This window comes from Nakamurella multipartita DSM 44233 (genome assembly GCF_000024365.1).
Lineage (GTDB): Bacteria > Actinomycetota > Actinomycetes > Mycobacteriales > Nakamurellaceae > Nakamurella > Nakamurella multipartita.
Map to the genome: position 1 here is coordinate 3,785,636 of NC_013235.1, position 19,665 is coordinate 3,805,300.

Genomic DNA, 19,665 nt, shown 5'->3' on the forward strand with positions numbered 1-19,665 from the left:
CGGCCGAGGCCGGGATGAACACGGGCACCGCGATGCTAGCCCGCGGCGCCGCGGCCCCTCGCCCGGATATCCCGCGGGCCGGCCGGGATGGGGCCGGCGGCTACCGGCCCAGCGCCAGCGCGACCAGCCGCTGCCAGTCGATCGGCTCCGGCGAGACCGGCACCCCGGGCCGAACCCGCGGGATCCGCACCCGCAGGGCCTTGGGCCGGATCGAGCACCGGACCGGGGCGGGCACGGTCAGCGCCTCGCCGTCCACCCCCACCGGGATCTCCGCGACCGCCGGCGTCCCGTCCGAACGGTCGACGTCGATGACCACGTCGCCGTCACCGACGAGCGTGGTGACCGTGCGGTACTGCGACCGGCGCAGCAGGGCCGCGGCCTCGGCGGCACTGGCCACGTGCCCGGCGACCACGCCGAGCTCGCCCTGGTCGATCCGCTCCCGCCGGCCCAGGTCGCGCAGCCGGCCCGAACCGTAGGGGTTGTTGCTGACCAGCACGGCCTGCTGGTCGGTGATCGTCCGCGCGCCGGTCCGGACGGTCAGCCGGCTGCCCTGGGTGGGATCGAGCAGGTCCGGCAGCATGGCCAGGATGGTGCGGTTCTTGTTGTCGCGGTACTCGGGGCTCTGCACGATCTGCGCGTAGGCGCCGAAGGATGCGTTGTTGACGAACGGCCGGTCGGCGATCATGCCCAGGTCGACCTTGACCTCCTCGCCGTCGGTCAGCGCGGCCAGGCACGTCGACGGGTCGTCCCGGTCCAGGCCCAGGTCGAGCGCGAAGTGGTTGCGGGTGCCGGCACTGATCACCAGCAGCGGGACGTCATGCTCGGCGCAGATCCCGGCGACCAGCGCCTGGGTGCCGTCACCGCCGGCGACGCCGAGCAGGTCGGCGCCCCGGTCGACGGCGTCGCGCACGATCGCGGCGACGTCCACGTGACCCGGCCCCTCCAGCAGCACCACCTCGGCGCCCATCGCCTGCGCCTTGCGCTGGAGGTCGAACTTGACGACCTTGCCACCGCCCGAGCGCGGGTTCATCACGATGAACGGCCGGCGCGGCGGCGGGGTGCGCACGCTCGGCATCCACGGCGGGATCCGGGTGCGCAGGGCCGCGTGGGCGGCCGCGCCGCCGACGACCAGCAGGGCGATGGCGATGAGCGCGACGACAATCGCGTTCTGCCGGATGAAGACGACCAGCACGGCGACGACCGTGGCCATGGCCAGGAACATGCCCAGCCCGCGCAGCAGGCCGCGCCGGGCCAGGAACAGGTACCCGCCGACGATCACCAGCAGCGAGCCGAGCAGCCCGATCACCAGCAGGGTCAGCCCGATCGCGCCCTCGGTGGCGATGAGCACGATCAGCGCGGCGATCCAGGCGGCGAAGGCCCCCCGGGCCTGCCACCGCTGGGCGGGGGTCGAACGGCTGGGCGAGTGGTCTGGCATTCGTTCTCCGTCGAGGCGGTCAGGCGAGGGGACGAACCGCACCCCGCTGCCGGCATCGGCCGGCGTCCGGTTCGCGCCCGTCATCATGCTGCCTGCGGACACGGTCGCCGGCATCACCCGGCTCGAATGACCGGTGCACGCCATCCGATCCGGATGATCCACGCCGCGCCACCCTGTGGCAGGCTGCCCGCGACCGTCGGGAATGGAGTGTGCCGTGGGCGCCGTCACTGCCATCGAACGCGCCGTCCCCGGCGTCGGGATGTTGCGCACCTACCGGCCGGCCTGGCTGGGCAAGGACGTCACCGCCGGCCTGGTGCTCACCGCGCTGCTGGTGCCGCAGGGCATGGCCTACGCCGAACTGGCTGGGCTGCCGCCGATCACCGGCCTATACACGACCGTGCTGTGCCTGCTCGGGTACGCGGCGTTCGGCCCGTCCAAGGTGCTGGTGCTCGGGCCCGATTCCTCGCTGGGGCCGATGATCGCGGCCACCGTCATCCCGCTGGTCACGGCCAACGGCGACCCCGGCAAGGCGGTGGCCTACGCCTCGATGCTGGCCCTGATGGTCGGCGCGATCACCATCGCCGCGGGCGCCTTCCGGCTCGGCTTCATCGCCGACCTGCTGTCCAAGCCGACGCAGGTCGGGTACATGAACGGCCTGGCCCTGACCATCGTCATCGGGCAGCTCCCCAAGCTGTTCGGCTTCTCGGTGGATGGGGACGGGCTGATCGAGGAGGCGACCGAGTTCGTCCGCGGGGTCGCCGATGGGCGGACCGTGCCGGCCGCGCTGGCCATCGGGGTGGGCTCGCTGGCGGTCATCCTGCTGCTCAACCGGTTCCTGCCGCGCATCCCCGGGGTGCTGGTCGCGGTGGTGCTGGCGATCGCCGCGGTGGCCGTGTTCGACCTGGCCGCGCGCGGGGTCAAGCTCGTCGGCACGCTGCCCGAAGGCTTCCCGCCGCTGACCATCCCGACGGTGCCGCTGACCGATCTGGGGCTGCTGTTCGCCGGGGCACTGGGCATCGCGCTGGTCTCGCTGACCGACACCATCTCCACGGCCAGCGCGTTCGCCGGCCGGCGCGGCGAGGACGTCAACGGCAACCGGGAGATGATCGGCATCGGCGCCGCCAACATCGCGGCCGGCCTGTTCCAGGGGTTCCCGGTGTCCACCAGCGGCTCGCGGACCGCGGTGGCCGAGCAGAACGGGGCCCGCTCGCAGGTCACCGGCCTGGTCGGCGCGGGGGCGGTGACGCTGATGCTGGTGTTCTTCCCCGGGCTGCTGCGCAACCTGCCGCAGCCCACCCTGGCCGCCATCGTCATCGCCGCGTCGATCTCACTGGCCGACCTGCCGGCCCTGCGCCGGCTGTGGCGGCAGCGCAAGTCGGACTTCGCGCTGGCCATGGCCGCGTTCCTGGGGGTGGCACTGCTCGGCGTGCTGCCCGGCATCGCGATCGCCGTGGCCCTGTCGGTGCTCAACGTGTTCAGCCGGGTCTGGCGTCCCTACCGGACCATGCTGGGCAAGGTCGAGGACCTCAAGGGCTACCACGACATCCGGCGCTACCCCGCCGCGGATGCGCTGCCCGGGCTGGTGCTGTACCGGTTCGACGGGCCGCTCATCTTCGCCAACGCCAACACCTTCCGCGACGACCTGCGCCGGTTCGCCGAGGCGACTCCCCCGCCGCGGTGGATCGTGGTGACCGCCGAGCCGATCACCGACGTGGACACCACCGCCGCGGACATGCTGGTCGAGCTGGACCTGTGGCTCAACGCGCGCGGGATCAACCTGGTGTTCGCCGAGATGAAGGACCCCGTGAAGACCAAGATCGAGCGCTACGAGCTGACCGACACGATCGACCCGAACCACTTCTTCCCGACGATCGGGTCGGCCGTGCGCGCGTACCGGGACATAACCGGCCTGGACTGGCCGGACCGCGATCTGCCCGACTGAGCCCTTCCGGTCCGGCCACACTGGTCCGGTGAGCCTCGCCGACCCCGCCCCGACCGAGCCCGACTGGCCGGCCGGGTTGCCCCGCCCGGTGCGCGAGCGGGCCCTGCCGGGCGGGTTCATCGGCCGCACCGCGCAGGCCGAGCTGGCCGACGGCCGGACGGTGGTGATCAAGCGCTGCCCCTACCCGGCGGCCCAGGAGGCCGACGGGCTGCGGGCACTGGCGCAGGCCGGGGTTCCGGTGCCGGCGGTGCTGGGGGTCGGTGAACGGGTACTGGTGCTCGACCGGGTGCAGGGTGAGCCGGACTGGGCGGGCCTGGGCCGGGCGGTGGCCCGGATGCATCGCTGCACCGCCGACCGGTTCGGCTGGCCGATCGAGAACTTCCACGGCCGCTTCCCGCAGGACAACACGTGGACGACGCACTGGCCCACGTTCTACGTGCGGCACCGGGTGGCGCCGCAGCTGGCCCGCGCCGACCTGCCGGGGCAGCTGCGGGAGCGGATCGAGCGGGCCTGCGCCGGACCGTTGCCGGACTTGCTGCGACCGGATCCGCCCGCGTCGCTGACCCACGGCGACCTGTGGCCGGGCAACATGATCGACGGCCGGTGGCTGGTCGACCCGGCCGTCAGCTACGCCGACCGCGAGCTGGATCTGGCCTACCTGAGCCTGTCCAGCGAGGTGCCGGCGGAGTTCACCGCCGCCTACCGGGCCGAGTACCCGCCCGACCCCGGCTTCGAGGAGCGCCGCCCGGCGTTGCTGCTGCACAAGCATCTGGTCAACGTGCGGCACTTCGGCGACCGCGCCCTGCCCCGGTTGTGGTCGCTGCTGGAGCACTACGACTGGTAGGCCCGGCCGGACGTGCGGCGGGGCCGGCGGTTGGCCGCGGTTCGGCAGGAAGGGGCGGTTCGCGGACGAAACCCGCGCGGAACCGGACAAACCGCCGGCCCCGGCGCGGGAAAGATCAGCGAACCCCGTCGGGCAAAGGCGGTTCGCGGACGAAACCCGCGCGGAACCGGACGATCCGCCCGCCCCGGCGCGGGAAAGATCAGCGAACCCGAGCGGGCGGCGGCGGTCAGTGGGCGGACAGGGCCCGGGTGATGCCGGAACGCACGGTGCGCTCCCCGAGCAGCGGGATCATCGCGCCGACCAGGTGGCCGAGCAGGCCCTTGGCGTGCCGCTCGAGCCGGACCTGGACCTCGGTGCCGGTGCCGGCCGGGGTGAGCCGGTAGTCCCACCGGGAGCCGGCCGCCCACAGGTTCGAGTCGGTCGTCACGGCGGTGATGGTGCCGGCCTGGGCGTCCCATTCGTAGCGTTCGCGTTCCCAGCCGAGCTTGTTGCCCTCGGTGACGTCGGCCCAGGTGTCACCGACCTCGTGCACGATCAGCGTCGACTGGTCGACGTTGGGGAAGGCCTCCGCCCGCCCTGGACCGAAGTCGGTGAGGATCCGCAGCACGTCGGCCGGGGCGAGGTCGGTGGTCACGCTGGTGGTGATGACAGGCATGGTTCGACGGTACGGATACCGGCCGCGGTCAGCGACGCTTACGCCGCCGGCGGGTGGCGCCGCCGGTCATCATGTCGGTCCAGGCGTTCATCATGCTGGTCTGCTCACGCTTGGCCGCGCGCTTGACCTCGTTGGTCGCCTTGCCGCGGGCGGTGTTGGCCACCCGGTTCGCCGCGCTCAGATAAGCGCTCATGAACGGATTCTTGGCCATGCCGGTCTCCTGTCGTGTCGGTGGCGGCGGTCGACCGTCGGGTCGATCACCGTGGTGCCAACCCCGTCACCATCGTCGGGACCTCGGACTGGGAGTTCCCCAAGCCCGAGGTCCCGACGCAAACCGTGGTGTGCCGCAGGTCACGTCCCCGCAGGCGGTGCGGTTCGGACCGGTTCACCCGGAGCCGCCGAGCGCGACGCCTCGGCCGGGACCGGTTCGCCCGCCTCGATCGAGCCGTGGCCGGTGGCCGGCTCGGCCGACACCAGCTCGCCCGACTCGTCGTCGGACTCCGGCGGCAGTGGCCGCAGCAGCGACATCACGATCGCGACGGTCAGGGCCACCACGATGACGCCCAGCGAGACCAGCGACGGGATCTCCGGGATGGCCGGGTTGATGACCTTGTGACCGGCCTGCAGGAACAGCTTCACGCCGATGAAGGCGAGGATGAACGCCAGACCCTTGCCCAGGTAGTGGAACTTCTTGAGCATGCCGGCGAGCAGGAAGTACAGGGCGCGCAGGCCCAGGATGGCGAACGCGTTGCTGGAGTAGATGATGAAGGTGTTGTCGCTGACCGCCAGCACGGCCGGCACGCTGTCCACCGCGAAGATCAGGTCGGCGGCCTCGATGGCGACGACCACGGCCAGCAGCGGGGTGGCGATGCGCTTGCCCGCCTCCTTGTAGAAGAACTTGGTGCCGCGGTACTCGTCGGAGACCGGCACCAGCTTGCGCAGCAACCGCACGGCGAAGCTCTTGCCCGGGTCGATGCTCTCGTCGTCATCCTTGAGCAGCTTGATGGCGCTGTAGATCAGGATGGCGCCGAAGACGAACAGCACGGCGGTGAAGGTGGAGACGATCGCGACGCCCAGGGCCAGGAAGATGCCGCGGAAGACCAGCGCACCGATGACGCCGTAGAACAGCACCCGGTGCTGGTACTCACGAGGCACCTTGAAGTAGGCGAAGATCAGCGCGAAGACGAACAGGTTGTCGACGCTGAGGGACTTCTCGAGCAACCAGGCGGTGGTGAAGTCGACGGCGGGGTCGGCGCCCAGGGTGAAGAAGATGACGACCGCGAAGATCAGTGAGAGGCCGACCCAGACGGCGCTCCAGATCGCGGCTTCCTTGAACTTGATGATGTGCGCGCCTCGATGGGCGAGCAGATCGATAGTGAGCATGATCAGGACCACGGCGCCGAAGGCGGCCCAGCCCCAAAGCGGAACGGTCACGGCAGGACTCCGATCGGAAGGGTGGATGGCGGCGGTGGGTGCCGACCTGTCCAGCCTGCCGTGCGAAAGATTGCCGTGCCACGGCAAAATCTCGCCAAGACATGGCGCCTTCACTGCCGAATATCGGCAATCAAAACGGTCAAGACGTCATGTTCCGGTCATCCCGAGCAGACGCGCCCCGACCAGGGCGGTCTGCAGCTCCAGCCGGTGCCGGGGGTCGACCGGGTCGCGCCCGGTCAGATCGGCGATCTTGGCCAGCCGGTAGGTCAGGGCCCGCACCGACAGGTGCAACGAGCGCGCGGCCAGGGTCGCGTTGCCGCCGGCGCCGAAGTAGGCGTCCAGAGTCTGCAGCAGCGGCTCGGCCCCGCCGCGGGCCCCGACCAGCGGGGCCAGCACGGCGTCGACGAGTTCCCGCATGGCCGCCTCGTCACGCACCAGCACCCGGTACAGCAACAGGTCGGCGGCGTCGACCACCGGTTCCGGCAGGCCCAGCCGCTGACCCAGGGCCAGCGCGTCGATCGCCTCGGCGTAGGACTGGCCGACCCCGGCCGGCCCCGGGTGGGCGCGGCCGACGCCCATTCGCCAGGCGCCGACGGCGGCCACCCGGTGCAGCCGGACACCGGCCTCGGCCTCGGGCGCCGGCAGGTTGGCGGTCAGGGCGCTCACCACCTGGTCGACCGCGGCCCGGTCGGGCGCGGCGAACACCACGACCAGGGCATCGTCCTTGGTGGTGACCAGCGCGTCGGCGTCGGCTTTGGCGCCCATCAGGGATCGCTCCAGCATCGAGGTCAGCGGCGAGGACTCGACGAACGGCCGCTGCGCCCGGACGACGACGACCGCGTGCGGACCGGCCAGATTCAGCCCGAACTCGCCGGCCCGTTCGGCCAGCCCGACGGCGGCCTGGGCGCCGCCGAGCAGCAGGTCGTCGACGAACTCCCGGCGGGCCGCGGCCTGCTCGGCCACCACCTGACGCCGGGCCAGCTGGTAGCCCTCGGTCAGCGCGGCGACCGCGTCGTCGATGGCCCGCAGCATCACCTCGCCGGCCCGGACGACCGACTGCACGGGGTCCTGCGGATCGTCGGCCGGGGCGACGTGCCGCCAGAGCCGCCAGGCGACCGACAGGTGCAGATCCAGCAGCGCCCGCAGCGGCACCCCGGAGACCGCGGCCCGCCGGCCGCTGTCCGCGCACCGGCGCCGGGCCGCCCGGGGCAGCCGTTCACCGGCGGCCACGGTGGCCGCCAGGGTGGCGATGAAGTCCCCGAGCAGCTCCTCGTCGGCCACCCCGGCATCGCGCACCGCGGCCGCGGCGATGGCCCGCCTGGGGTCGGGCGACGTCGTCGGCATCCCCGCAGGCTAGGGCACGGGCCCGGTGGACCCGGTTCAGTGCAGGGCCGCGACCAGGGGCGAGTCGCCGGTGGCCGGCCGGTCCAGGTCGGGCCGGACGGGCCGGTAGTCGCCGCCCAGCAGCGGGGAGGAGATCAACATGTCCGCGGTGGCCGTGTTGGTGGCGACCGGGATGTTCCACAGGGCGGCCAGCCGGAGCAGCGCCTTGACGTCGGGATCGTGCGGCTGCGGCTCGAGCGGGTCCCAGAAGAAGATCAGCATGTCGATCTGCCCCTCGGCGATCTTGGCGCCGATCTGCTGGTCGCCGCCGAGCGGGCCGGACAGGTACCGGTGCACCCGCAGGCCCAGCTCGTACTCCAGCAGCGTGCCGGTGGTCCCGGTGGCGAACAGCTCGTGCCGGGCCAGGGTGAGCCGGTTGAACTCGGCCCAGCGCAGCAGGTCGACCTTCTTGTTGTCGTGGGCGACCATGGCGATCCGTCGCACGATCGGGGTGGTGATGACGCTCATGGAGCACTCGCTTCCGTCCGGGATGACTGATCGGTCACCCGGACAGACGTACCGGCGACCCATCCGTGGGCCGGCCGCGGCGGCTCACAGCCGATGCACACGGAGGGTCCGCGCTCCGGCCGCCCGTGCCGGACGCGCACGACGCGCGCCGGCCGGACCGGCCGGCTCAGGCCCGGGCCGGCTCCGACGACCCGGTGACCGTCCGCCGGCACACCTGCGCCCACGGGGTCGGCGCCAGGGCGAGCACCTGCTGGGTGTGCGCGGAGTCCATGACGTACGGCCGGGTGAAGATGTAGGACAGCTGCGCCAGCTCGCGCATCAGCGGCGAGAACAGGCCGGCCGCGCGCAGCGCCGGCGCCGGCACCCCGTGCACCGGAACCGGCCCGTGGCCGGCCGCGGCCAGCACCTCGGTCAGGGCCTGCCGCTGGCTGCGCGGCTCGTTGCTGGGCGCGTGCCACACCTGACCCCAGACGTCCGGCCGGTCGGCCACCGCGACCAGGGTCCGGGCCATGTCGGCCACGTCGGTCCAGGTGTGCGGCACGTCCGTCCGGCCGATCATCCAGGCCGCCCGGCCGGCCAGCGCGCCCGGCACCTGCCGCGGCACGTGCCCGTTGGCCCCGACACCCTCGCCCACGTAGTCCGACCCGCGGACCTCCACGGCGTGCAGCCGGCCGGCCTCGTGCCGGGCCCTGGCCTGCGCCCACATGCCGGCCCGCAGCCGCCCCTTGTGATCGGTCGCCCGGTCCGGCTGCCCCTCGACCATCGGGCCGTCAACCGGTCCGTAGCCGTAGAGGCTGGACGCGGTGACCAGGGTCGCGCCGGTGCGCTCGGCCGCCTGCAACAGGCTCTCGGCCAGCGGCGGCCAGACCTGGTCCCAGGTCGTGTAGTCGGCCGGGTTGGCGCAGTTGAACAGCGCGCGGGCCCCGGCGGTCAGCCCGGTCAGCGCTTCGGCGTCGGACGCGTCGGCGGCCACCCGGCGCACCCCGTCGAGCTCCGGCCCACGGCCGGAACGGGTCACCACGACCACCTCGTCGCCCCGCTCGGCCAGCAGCTGGGCGGTGTGCCGGCCGACCGGGCCGGCCCCGACGATCACCATCGTTGCGGTCATTGTGCGTCTCCTGTTCTCCGTTGCGAGCACTGCTCTCGTTCTGGATTCAGCATGGCACCGGGGTCGCCACTTTGCAAGAGCACTGCTCACTTCTGTTGTCAGCGCTCTCGGTTGCTGGCACACTCGGCCCATGACGTCCGCACCGCTGACCGCCCGGGCCGTGGCCCGCCGCGAGCTGACCCAGGCCATCGTCGACGGCGCCCGGGGGCAGCTCGCGCAGGTCGGACCGGCTCAGCTGTCGGTGCGCGCGGTGGCCCGCGAGCTGGGCATGGCCTCCTCGGCCGTCTACCGCTATTTCCCCAGCCGGGACGAGCTGCTGACCGAGCTGCTGGTGGTGATCTACGGCGAGCTGGCCGACCGGCTGACGGCGGCCGACGCCGCCGTGGACCGCGCCGACCTGTCCGGACGCTGGCGCACGCTGGCCCGCACGCTGCGATCCTGGGCCCGGGCCGCGCCGCACGAGTACGGGCTGCTCTACGGCTCACCGGTCCCCGGGTACGCCGCCCCGCAGGCCACCGTCGCCCCGGCCGCCCGGGTCACCCTGGTGCTGCTCACCCTGATGCGGGTCACCGACGTGCACGGACCGCTGACCCCGCGGCGGCCGCTGCCGGCGGGCACCCACGAGCAGCTGGCCGACTTCCGGGCGGCCGCGGGGCTGGAGCTCTCCGACGAGGCGACCCTGCGCGGCCTGACCGCGTGGGGCGGCCTGCTCGGCGCGCTCACGCTGGAGCTGTTCGGCCACCTGCACCGGGCGGTCACCGACTACGACGCCCACTTCGAGCTGATCATCGATCGACTCGACCCGACCGTCTGAGCTGTGCGCCGGCCGTGACCGCCGGGCCGGAGTTCACCGGGCGTTCGCCGGCGTCAGGCACCATGGAACGAGCGTGACCGTTTCGTGATCTTGGTCGGGAGGCCATGGTGTCGCTGTCCGAGGATGAGAAGAGCCGCCTGGGCGAGATCGAGGCCCATGTCCGGGCGACCGACCCGGGCTTCGTCCGGCGCCTGGACCTGGCGCTGGCCCACCGCCGGCAGGGCCGCACCATCGTCATCCTGTGGTGCCTGCTGTTCCTCGGGGTGTCGATGCTGGCCAACGGCCTGACCGCGGCCCAGGGTGTGATCTCGCTGGGCATGCTGGTGGCGATCATCGGCGGCGGGCTGACCATCTGGTCGACCGTGATGGTGATTCGCTGCCGGGCCTGGCGCAGCCGCCCGCCGCACTGACCGGCGGGGCGCGGACCATACTCACCGGGTGTCCGCGCTCGCGAAGCTCAGCCTGAGGAACCGGGCGCTGGTCGCCCTGGTGACCATCGTCATCGCCGTGTTCGGGCTGGTCGCCATGCGCGGCCTGCAGCAGGAACTGGCGCCCTCGATCTCGTTCCCGCAGGCCGCCGTCGTCACCTCCTACCCCGGAGCGGCCCCGGCGGTGGTGGCCAACGACGTGTCCAACCCGATCGAGGCGGCCATCCAGTCGGTCCCCGGCCTGGAGCAGACCTCGTCGACGTCGAACACGAACTCCTCGGTAGTCACCGCGCAGTTCACCTACGGCACCGACATGGCCGCGGCCGAGCAGAAGATGTCGCAGGCGATCAACCGGATCAAGAGCACCCTGCCGGACGGGGTCGATCCGCAGGTCGTCACCGGCTCGTTCGACGACCTGCCGATCATCCAGTTCGCGGTGACCACCACCGACCCCAGCCCGGGGCTGACCGACGCCGTGCGCACCACCGTGCTGCCCGAACTGACCAAGTTGCCCGGCGTGCGGGACGCCAGCCTGGTCGGCGCGGTCGGGCAGCGGGTGACGATCACCCCCGACCCGGTGGCCCTGGCTCAGGCCGGACTGCCGGCCAGCGCCATCCGAACGGCGTTGGCGCAGAACGGAATCCTGCTGCCCGGCGGGGAGATCACCCAGGACGAGCAGACGCTGACGGTGAGCACCGGCAGCAAGCTGGCCTCGACCCAGGACATCGAGGCGCTGCCCCTGCTGCCGGCGACCGGCACCGGGGGCACCGGCTCGACGGCCGGCCCGACCGCCGGACCGACCGCCGGCCAAACGACGACCGGCGCCACCGCCGCGCCGGCGGCCGTGCGCACGATCGGCGACGTGGCCACCGTCGAGCTGGCCGACAACCCGGTCACCTCGATCTCCTACGTCAACGGCGAGCCGGCCCTGACCGTGGCGGTGACCAAGCTCCCGGACGCCAACACCGTCGACGTCTCCACCGCGGTCCGGGATGCGCTGCCCGCCCTGCAGGCCACCCTGTCCGGCACCGTCGGAGAGCCGGTCACCTTCACCACCGTGTTCGACCAGGCCCCGTTCATCACCCAGTCGATCGAGTCCCTGGCCACCGAGGGCCTGCTCGGGCTGGTGTTCGCGGTGCTGGTCATCCTGGTGTTCCTGCTGTCGGTGCGGGCCACCCTGGTCACCGCCATCTCCATCCCGACGTCGGTGCTGATCACCTTCATCGGGTTGCAGGTGGCCGACTACAGCCTGAACATCCTGACCCTGGGCGCGTTGACCATTGCCATCGGGCGGGTGGTGGACGACTCGATCGTGGTCATCGAGAACATCAAGCGGCACCTGGACACCGGGCAGGACAAGAACACGGCGGTGCTGGCCGGGGTCAAGGAGGTGGCCGGCGCGGTGACCGCGTCGACCATCACCACGGTGGCGGTGTTCCTGCCGATCGCCTTCGTCGGCGGGATCGCCGGCGAGCTGTTCCGGCCGTTCGCGCTGACCGTCACCATCGCCCTGCTGGCCTCGCTGCTGGTGGCGCTGACCATCATCCCGGTGCTGGCCTACTGGTTTCTGCGGCCCCAGCAGCGACGCGGCCGGCACGAACAGAACGCGCCGGCGGCCGCGCCGGCGACCGGCACCGAGGACCAGGACGGGCCGCCGACCGCGCTGCAGCGCGGCTACCTGCCGATCATCGGCTGGACCCTGCGGCATTCGGTGGTCACGCTGGTGCTGGCCGGCCTGGTGCTGATCGGCACGTTCGCGCTGGCCCCGCTGATGAAGACCAACTTCCTGGGTCAGAGCGGGCAGAACACGTTCACCGTCACCCAGCAGGTGGCCGACGGGTTGAGCCTGGACGCGCAGCGGGACATCGGGCTGCGCTCCAGCTCGGCGATCGCCGGGGTGCCCGGGGTGCAGACGGTGCAGATGTCGGCGGGCCGTTCGGGCAACGCGCTGCAGGCGGCGTTCCTGGGTGGCGGCGGGGCCACCACGATCCGGTATTCGGTCACCACCGACGAGGCCGCCGACCAGGACGCGGTGCATCAGCAGGTCCGCGACGAGCTGGCCACGATCAGCGACCCGGACGGGATCACCATCGGCGCGGGCGGCGGGTTCGGCGGGAACACGGCGATCGCGGTGAACATCAAGTCGGGCAGCGAGCAGGACCTGGCCGCGGCCAACGACACGATCGTCGCGGCGCTGACCGCCCTGCCGCAGGCCGCCCAGGTCTCCAGCAACCTGTCCGCGTCGCAGCCCTACATCGCCGTCACCGTCGACCGGGACAAGGCCGCCCAGGCCGGGTTGTCCGAGGTCGCGGTCGGCACCCTGGTCGGCGCGGCGATCCAGCCGACCGCCATCGGCACCGTGGCCATCGACGACCAGACCGTGACGATCTACCAGGCGGTGGCCGATCCCCCGGCGACCGTCGACGAGCTGTCCCAGCTGCCCGTCCCGACCGCCCGCGGCACCGTGCCGCTGTCCGAGCTGGCCACCGTCGCGCAGGCCCAGGGCCCGGTGTCGGTGACCGCCGAACGCGGGCAACGGACGGCGACGATCACCGTCACCCCGGCCGGGGACAACCTGGGGGCCGCCAACACTGCGGTGCAGGGGGCGCTGGACGGGGCCACGCTGCCGTCCGGAGTGACCGCGGACCTGGGCGGGGTCAGTGCCGACCAGGCGGAGGCGTTCTCCCAGCTCGGCCTGGCCCTGCTGGTGGCCATCCTGGTGGTCTACGTGGTGATGGTGGCGACGTTCCGCTCGCTGCTGCAACCGTTGCTGCTGCTGGTGTCGATCCCGTTCGCGGCGACCGGCGCGATCCTGCTGCAGATCGTGACCGGGGTGCCGTTGGGGGTGCCGTCGCTGATCGGCGTGCTGATGCTGATCGGCATCGTGGTGACCAACGCGATCGTGCTGGTCGACCTGATCAACCAGTACCGCGAGGGTGGGCAAACGGTGCGAGACGCCGTGACCCACGGCGCGTCCCGCCGGCTGCGGCCGATCCTGATGACCGCGCTGGCCACCATCTTCGCGCTGCTGCCGATGGCGCTGGGCATCACCGGCCACGGCGGGTTCATCTCGCAGCCGCTGGCCATCGTGGTGATCGGCGGCCTGCTGTCCTCGACGGTGCTGACCCTGGTGGTGCTGCCGACGCTCTACCACCTGGTCGAGCAGCGCCGGGAGCGCCGGCGGGAGCGCCGCCGGGCCCAGGCCGACCGCCCCGTCCTCCAGCCGGCGCCCCAATCGGCGCCCCAATCGGCGCCCCAATCTGCAGAGCCGGTCGGCTGAGCCGGCGGGTCACTCCCCGGTTAGGCCGTCGATCGACTCGCGCAGCAGGTCGGCGTGACCGTTGTGCCGGGCGTACTCCTCGATCATGTGCACCAGGATCCAGCGCAGGCTCGGCGTGGTGCCGTCCGGCCAGGGCACCCGGGCCAGGAAGTCCAGACCGCCGAGCGAGATGGCCTCGGACACCGCCGCCCGGGACCGGTCCTTGGCCTGCGCCCACAGCTCGTGCAGGTCCTGCGGGACCGCGTCGTCGGCCAGCCGCCAGTCCCAGTCCGGGTCGGCGTCCCAGTCCACGCCCGACCAGGGCCGCGGCATGGGCCGGTCCAGCAGCCGGCGGCCGAACCAGTAGTCCTCCACCCAGGCCAGGTGGGTGAGCATGCCGCCGAGCGTCATCGTCGAGGTCGGGATCCGGGCCTGCATCGCCGCGGCGTCCAGCCCGGCGCACTTCCAGGCCAGCGTGGACCGCTGGTACTCCAGAAATCCCAGCAGGGTGGCGATCTCCCCCGCCGCCACCGGTGGTTCGGGCCGGCCGTGCTCGTCGATCACGCTCATGATCACCGAATCTACGGTCCTTCAGTCCTTACGGAATGCTGACAGGCGGAATCCCCACTCGCGTCATCGTGTTGTGATCGATGGCGCACCGAAGGCAGCCACGCTGCCCCGCGCCGCGGACCGCACCACCAGCGCACCAACGACAGACCGGAGGAGCCCACCATGGCCTCGGCACAGACGGCGACCCAGACCGCGATCCTCGCCGGCGGATGTTTCTGGGGAATGCAGGACCTGATCCGCCGCCAGCCCGGCGTGATCAGCACTCGGGTCGGCTATTCGGGCGGCGAGGTGCCCAACGCCACCTACTACAACCACGGTTCGCACGCCGAGGCGGTCGAGATTGTCTTCGACCCGTCGGTCACGAGCTTTCGCAACCTGCTGGAGTTCTTCTTCCAGATCCACGACCCGACCACCCGCAACCGGCAGGGCAACGACATCGGCATGAGCTACCGGTCGGCCATCTTCTACCTCGACGACGAGCAGCAGCGGGTCGCTCAGGACACCATCGCCGACGTGGAGGCTTCGGGTCTGTGGCCGGGCAAGGTGGTCACCGAGGTGAGTCCGGCCGGGCCGTTCTGGGAGGCCGAGCCGGAGCACCAGGACTACCTGCTGCGCTACCCGAACGGCTACACCTGCCACTTCCCGCGTCCGGGCTGGAAGCTGCCCCGGCGGGCGACCGTCTGATCGGTTCGATCGACCGACGCCCGACCGGGGTCCGGGTCAGAGCTCGACGCGCTCGTTCTCGCCGCCGTCGTAGCGCTGACCGGTCACCTTGGACTTGACCAGGCTGATCACGGAGGCGATGCGGCCGCCGGGGGTGTCCCAGTACTCGGCGGAGTTGCCGGTCACCTTGATCAGCACGACGGAGCTGTCGTCGGGGCCTTGCGGAAGCCAGGCCTCGACCCAGCTGTTCCACAGATCGTGCTTCTTGGCGTTGTCGTCGACGATTTCGGCGGTGCCGTCGATCGAGATCCAGGTCGATCCCGAGCTCAGGGTGACGCCGACGTGCGAGTTGGCCTGGATGTGGCGCACCTTGCGCGAGTCCCGCTCGGCGAAATACCACATGTCGCCGTCGAACTCGAACTCCTGCTGACCCATCGGGCGGCTGGTGTAGGTGCCGTCCGCCTCGGTGGTGGTCAGCATGCCGATGCGGATGTCCTTGACCAGTTCGGCCACCTTGCGGACGTCGTCGCCGACGACATCGTTGTCTGCTTTGGTCATTGATGCATCCTTCCTGCCGTAGGCGGCGCGTCGCGCGCCGCCAGCAGGCAGGTACCCGCAGACATCAGGGCCGACACACCCTTGGTGAAACCGCTTTGCCGTGCGGCGATTCCAGCGGGGTTCCGGCCGGCGTTCGATCAGTGCTGGGCACCGCCGGTGACGACATCGCCGACCAGTTGATCCAGCAACTCCCCCAGCTCGGCCGGGGTGTCCACGCTCCAGCGGGCGCCGGCCCGCTCCTGCGGGGTGCCGTAGCCCCAGCTGACCAGGACGGTCGGGATGCCGTACCGGGCCGCCCCCTCGACGTCGTGCTTGCGGTCGCCGACCAGCAGCACGCCCAGGGTGCCGCCGTCCTCGGCCCGGTGCACCGGCAGGCCCAGTCCACCCAGGCTGTGCACGATGACGTCGGCCTTTTCGATCCGGGTGTCGTCGTCGCTGGCCCCGCCGATGAACGCGAACGGCTCGGCCAGCCCGAAATGACGCAGGATGTGCCGGGCCATCCGCTCGTTCTTCGAGGTCGCCACGCCCAGCGGGATCCCGCTGCGGCCCAGGCGTTCCAGCAGCTCGGCCATCCCCGGGAAGACGGAATTCTCGGCCCAACCCCGCTCGTCGTAGCGGGCCCGGTACGCGGCCCGCGCGGTCCGGATCTGTTCCTGGTCCATCCCCAGCCGCTCGAAGGTGTGCACGATCGGCGGGCCGACCACCCCGCGCAGCACATCCTGGTCCGCCGGCGGGAAGCCCACCGCGGCCAGCGCATGCTGGAAGCAGTCGATGATGCCGGGCGCGGAGTCGGTGATGGTGCCGTCGAGGTCGAACAGGATCGCGTTCACCCGCCGACGGTAACCGGGGCGCGCGCATCCCTCGTGCTCGCGCCGCCGCGGCTGTGACGCAGCCAACCTCCGCCGGCTCCTCCCCGGCTCCGCTGCTGGTTCCCGCCGGTTCCGCCGGTTCGCTGGTTCCGCCGGTTCGCTGGTTCCGCCGGTTCGCTGATTCCGCCGGTTCGCTGATCTTTCCCGCGCCGAACCGGATATCCACCGGCCCCACTCGCGGCTTTGATCAGCGAACCCACCGGGCCCCAGCAGGTCCGCTGATCTTTCCCGCGCCGAACCGGACATCCACCACCCCCACCCGCGGCTTTGATCAGCGAACCCACCCGGCCCCAGCAGCTCCGCTGATCTTTCCCGCGCCGAACCGGACACCCACCACCCCCACCCGCGGCTTTGATCAGCGAACCCCGCCGGCCCGAGCCCCGCCGGCCCGAGCCCGGCCGAACCCAGCCGTGCGAGCGGCGAACTCAGACCGGCAGGCCCTCACGCCGGGCGATGGCGGTGGCCTCGGTGCGGTTGGTGGCGCCGAGCTTGGTGTAGATGTTCTTGAGGTACCACTTGACGGTGTTCACGGTGACCGTCAGCGACGTGGCGATCTGCTGGTTGGTGCGGCCGCTGCCCACCATCCGCAGGATGTCGAGCTCGCGCGCGGTCAGGCCGCTGCTCGGCGTCTCGGGGTCGTCGCCGGCCTGCGCGACCAGAGCGGCCAACCAGTCCCGCGGCACGTCGGGATGGGCCCTGGCCCAGGCGCGGGTGCCGGCCTGGGCGAGCAGCCGGTCGAGCACGGTCACGATGTCGGGTCCGCCGTCGAGCACGGTGCGGCGCAGCCCGGTGGCCACGACCTGCCCCAGCAGGTCGGCCAGGGCACGTTCGGCGGCCATCCGGTGGGCGGCCTGTTCGAGCACGACGACGCGCTGCACGGCGGCGGCCAGCCGGGCCCGGAACTGGCCGCGGCGCTGCAGGTCGTCGATCAGTTCGTCCAGCAGGGCCACCGCGCCGTCCCGGTCGCCCTCCGCGGACATGACGGCGGCCAGGGCCCCGGTGCGGATCTGGTCGATGGTGATCCCCAGGCCGCCCTCGGTGCTCGACCCGTCCGGCATGGCCTCGGCGACGCGGCGGGCCTCGGCGATCCGGCGGGCCAGCAGCAGCTGCCGGATCCGTTCGCTGGCCACCGCCGCGTGCAGCCGGGGCAGGGCCAGCCGCTCGGCCACCTTGACCCCCTCGGCCAGCAGCTCGGCGGCGTCGACGGCGGCGCCCCGGTTGGCCCGGATCCGGGCCAGCACGGCGTAGCTGGCGATCATGAAGTCGACCACCCCGCTCTCCGCGCCGAGCTCCCGGCTCTCTTCGAGAAGGCGCTCGGCCTGGTCGATCTCGCCCAGCTCGTAGAGCAGCTCGCCCAGCAGCGCGCTGGCCAGCTGAGCCGCGTGCGAGCGCCGGCCGGCCGAGGTCCGGGCCAGTTCGACGGCGCCGGCCAGGTGCCCCTGGGCGGCCGGCAGGTCGAGCTGGGCGAAGGCGGCGATGCCGGCGAAGCACCGCCCGTAGACGGCGGCGAACGGGCCGACGGTGCGCTGGTGGATGCGCGCGGCCCAGCGCTGGCGGGCCAGCGCCGTCTCGAACCGCATGGAGTGGATGTCGCAGAAGCTCTGGATGTTGGCGGCGACGGCGACCACCCACGGCCGGTACACGTCGCGGCGTTGCAGGCTCAGCGCGACCAGGCCCTCGGCCCGGTCGATGCGGTCGCCGTAGATGTCGATGCACGCCTGCACGACGTCGGCCTCGCTGTGCATGTCCTGCTGCTCGGGGGCGGGCGGCAGCACCCGGCGCAGGTCCTCCAGGGCCAGCTCGGCCGCGGTCGAGCGTTGCAGCAGGCAGTTCGCCCAGGCCAGGGCCATCAGCAGGCGCGGTCGCTCGCTGACCGCGGCGGCCGGCAGCCGCCCGATCAGGCCGAGCAGGCTGACCATCCGGCTGTGCTCGACCTGGGCCATGGCGTGCCGTTCGACCAGGTCGGTGGCCATGGCGACGTCGCCGGCGGCCAGCGCGTGGCTGACCGCCTCGGACACCAGGTCGTGCGCGGCGAACCACTGGGCGGCCCGCCGGTGCAGCCCGGCCACCCGGTCCCGCTGGTCGCGCTCGAGCCGGCGGCGCAGGTAGTCGGCGAACAGGTGGTGGTAGCGGAACCACTGCCGCTCGGGGTCCAGCGGGCGCAGGAACAGATCGCGCCGCTCCAGTTCCTCCAGCATCGCCTGGCCGTCGGTGCGCCCGCTCAGCGCGTCGGCCAGCTCGCCGCAGAGCCGGTCCCCCACGCAGGTGTCGAGCAGGAAGGCCAGGATGTCGCCGGGCAGCGCGTCGAGCACGTTCTCGGCCAGGTACTCGCCGATCGAGTGGTCCCGCCCGGAGAAGCCGCCGATCAGGTCGGTCGGATCGGCGCAGTCCCGCAGGGACAACGAGACCAGTTGCAGCGCCGCGACCCAGCCGTCGGTACTGACCGAGACCCGGGCGATGTCCTCGGGCTCGAGCCGCAGCCCGTTCAAATCGACCAGGAAGGAACGGGTTTCGGCCAGATCGAAACGCAAGGTGTCGGCGTCGATCTCGATCAACTGGCCGCGCACCCGCAGCCGGCTCAGCGGCAGCCGCGGCCGGACCCGGCTGGTCAGCACGACCGAGAGGTTGGGCGGGGCGAAGTCGAGCAGGTGCACCAGGGCGCGGTGCACCTGGGCGTCCTCGATCAGGTGCCAGTCGTCGAAGGTCAGCACCAGCCGCCCGTCGTGCCGGCCGATCTGTTCCAGCAGCACCGACAGGGCGTAGGTCTGGGTGTCCTCGACGTTCTGCTCCAACAGGTCCCGCAGGTCGCCCAGGACGTCCCCGGCGGCCGGCACGGCCCGGCGCACGGCCTCCAGCAGGTGGAAAAGGAACCAGTGCGGGTCGTTGTCGTCCCGGTGCAGACCCAGCCAGGCCGGCACCGCGCCGCCGTCGGCCAGCACCCGCAACCACTGCACGGCCAGTGTGGTCTTGCCGTAGCCGGCCGGGGCGTGGATGACCACCAGGGCCCGGCCACCCCCCTCGCCCAGCGCGTCGAGCAGCCGCTCGCGCTCGATCACGTTGCGCACGTAGGTGGGCGCGCGGAATCGGGTGGAGGCGTGCAGCGACCCGGACGGTGCGGAGGTGGACGGCATCGTCGGCCTTCCGTCGAGCGGTGGCGCAGGCAGCGGGATCGCGACCGCGCCGCGGTCGCGATCCCAGGATCTGCTTGTCGGCCGCCGGTCCACTACCCGTTCGG

Annotated in this window: 17 protein-coding genes; 6 read left to right on the forward strand and 11 right to left on the reverse strand. The window is 72.2% G+C overall.

Annotation, left to right across the window (positions count from 1 at the left end):
- Positions 1 to 100: 100 nt before the first annotated feature.
- Positions 101 to 1,435, reverse strand: coding sequence for a diacylglycerol/lipid kinase family protein (locus tag NAMU_RS17020; RefSeq protein ID WP_015748636.1), 1,335 nt, complete (start codon positions 1,433 to 1,435; stop codon positions 101 to 103).
- Positions 1,436 to 1,637: 202 nt separating this feature from the next.
- Between NAMU_RS17020 and NAMU_RS17025 the strand changes: the two genes are divergently transcribed.
- Together NAMU_RS17025 and NAMU_RS17030 are read left to right on the forward strand one after the other, a co-directional pair.
- Entirely contained in the window at positions 1,638 to 3,377 is a 1,740-nt protein-coding gene (locus tag NAMU_RS17025; protein ID WP_041369074.1) for a sulfate permease, read from the forward strand.
- Positions 3,378 to 3,405: 28 nt separating this feature from the next.
- Positions 3,406 to 4,221 carry a fructosamine kinase family protein gene (locus NAMU_RS17030; RefSeq protein ID WP_015748638.1) on the forward strand — a complete coding sequence of 272 codons (816 nt, stop codon included), beginning with the start codon at positions 3,406 to 3,408 and terminating at the stop codon, positions 4,219 to 4,221.
- A 226-nt stretch (positions 4,222 to 4,447) separates the two neighbouring features.
- Here the strand turns inward: NAMU_RS17030 and NAMU_RS17035 are convergent, their stop codons facing one another.
- The 6 genes from NAMU_RS17035 to NAMU_RS17060 form a co-directional block, all read right to left on the reverse strand.
- Positions 4,448 to 4,876 (reverse strand): SRPBCC family protein, encoded by a 429-nt coding sequence (locus tag NAMU_RS17035; protein ID WP_015748639.1) that lies wholly within the window; start codon positions 4,874 to 4,876, stop codon positions 4,448 to 4,450.
- Between the two features lie 28 nt (positions 4,877 to 4,904).
- Positions 4,905 to 5,087 carry a hypothetical protein gene (locus tag NAMU_RS17040; RefSeq protein WP_015748640.1) on the reverse strand — a complete coding sequence of 61 codons (183 nt, stop codon included), beginning with the start codon at positions 5,085 to 5,087 and terminating at the stop codon, positions 4,905 to 4,907.
- Positions 5,088 to 5,227: 140 nt separating this feature from the next.
- Positions 5,228 to 6,310: a TerC family protein gene (locus NAMU_RS17045; RefSeq protein ID WP_015748641.1), complete on the reverse strand. Its 1,083-nt coding sequence runs from the start codon at positions 6,308 to 6,310 to the stop codon at positions 5,228 to 5,230.
- Positions 6,311 to 6,457: 147 nt separating this feature from the next.
- Positions 6,458 to 7,654, reverse strand: coding sequence for a PucR family transcriptional regulator (locus tag NAMU_RS17050; protein WP_015748642.1), 1,197 nt, complete (start codon positions 7,652 to 7,654; stop codon positions 6,458 to 6,460).
- Between the two features lie 36 nt (positions 7,655 to 7,690).
- On the reverse strand, positions 7,691 to 8,161 hold the full coding sequence (locus NAMU_RS17055) for a methylglyoxal synthase (RefSeq protein ID WP_015748643.1): 471 nt from the start codon (positions 8,159 to 8,161) through the stop codon (positions 7,691 to 7,693).
- A 166-nt stretch (positions 8,162 to 8,327) separates the two neighbouring features.
- Positions 8,328 to 9,269: an NAD-dependent epimerase/dehydratase family protein gene (locus NAMU_RS17060; protein ID WP_015748644.1), complete on the reverse strand. Its 942-nt coding sequence runs from the start codon at positions 9,267 to 9,269 to the stop codon at positions 8,328 to 8,330.
- Between the two features lie 130 nt (positions 9,270 to 9,399).
- On the opposite strand from NAMU_RS17060, the gene NAMU_RS17065 reads away from it, so the two are divergent.
- The 3 genes from NAMU_RS17065 (at position 9,400) to NAMU_RS17075 (ending at position 13,791) form a co-directional block, all read left to right on the forward strand.
- On the forward strand, positions 9,400 to 10,083 hold the full coding sequence (locus NAMU_RS17065; RefSeq protein WP_015748645.1) for a TetR/AcrR family transcriptional regulator: 684 nt from the start codon (positions 9,400 to 9,402) through the stop codon (positions 10,081 to 10,083).
- 104 nt (positions 10,084 to 10,187) lie between these two features.
- The gene (locus tag NAMU_RS17070; protein WP_041369077.1) at positions 10,188 to 10,493 is read left to right on the forward strand and encodes a DUF3040 domain-containing protein; all 306 of its coding nucleotides are present in this window, start codon (positions 10,188 to 10,190) and stop codon (positions 10,491 to 10,493) included.
- Positions 10,494 to 10,521: 28 nt separating this feature from the next.
- Entirely contained in the window at positions 10,522 to 13,791 is a 3,270-nt protein-coding gene (locus NAMU_RS17075) for an efflux RND transporter permease subunit (RefSeq protein WP_015748647.1), read from the forward strand.
- A gap of 9 nt (positions 13,792 to 13,800) precedes the next feature.
- Here the strand turns inward: NAMU_RS17075 and NAMU_RS17080 are convergent, their stop codons facing one another.
- Positions 13,801 to 14,340 carry a DinB family protein gene (locus tag NAMU_RS17080; protein ID WP_015748648.1) on the reverse strand — a complete coding sequence of 180 codons (540 nt, stop codon included), beginning with the start codon at positions 14,338 to 14,340 and terminating at the stop codon, positions 13,801 to 13,803.
- 162 nt (positions 14,341 to 14,502) lie between these two features.
- On the opposite strand from NAMU_RS17080, the gene msrA reads away from it, so the two are divergent.
- Positions 14,503 to 15,024, forward strand: a complete 522-nt coding sequence (gene msrA / locus NAMU_RS17085; RefSeq protein ID WP_015748649.1) for a peptide-methionine (S)-S-oxide reductase MsrA — start codon at positions 14,503 to 14,505, stop codon at positions 15,022 to 15,024.
- 36 nt (positions 15,025 to 15,060) lie between these two features.
- Here msrA and NAMU_RS17090 read toward each other — a convergent pair whose 3' ends face one another.
- The 3 genes from NAMU_RS17090 to NAMU_RS17100 form a co-directional block, all read right to left on the reverse strand.
- Positions 15,061 to 15,561 (reverse strand): pyridoxamine 5'-phosphate oxidase family protein, encoded by a 501-nt coding sequence (locus tag NAMU_RS17090; RefSeq protein ID WP_015748650.1) that lies wholly within the window; start codon positions 15,559 to 15,561, stop codon positions 15,061 to 15,063.
- Positions 15,562 to 15,698: 137 nt separating this feature from the next.
- Positions 15,699 to 16,391, reverse strand: a complete 693-nt coding sequence (locus NAMU_RS17095; RefSeq protein ID WP_052307979.1) for an HAD hydrolase-like protein — start codon at positions 16,389 to 16,391, stop codon at positions 15,699 to 15,701.
- Positions 16,392 to 16,855: 464 nt separating this feature from the next.
- Positions 16,856 to 19,561, reverse strand: a complete 2,706-nt coding sequence (locus NAMU_RS17100; RefSeq protein ID WP_015748652.1) for a LuxR C-terminal-related transcriptional regulator — start codon at positions 19,559 to 19,561, stop codon at positions 16,856 to 16,858.
- Between the last annotated feature and the right edge of the window lie 104 nt (positions 19,562 to 19,665).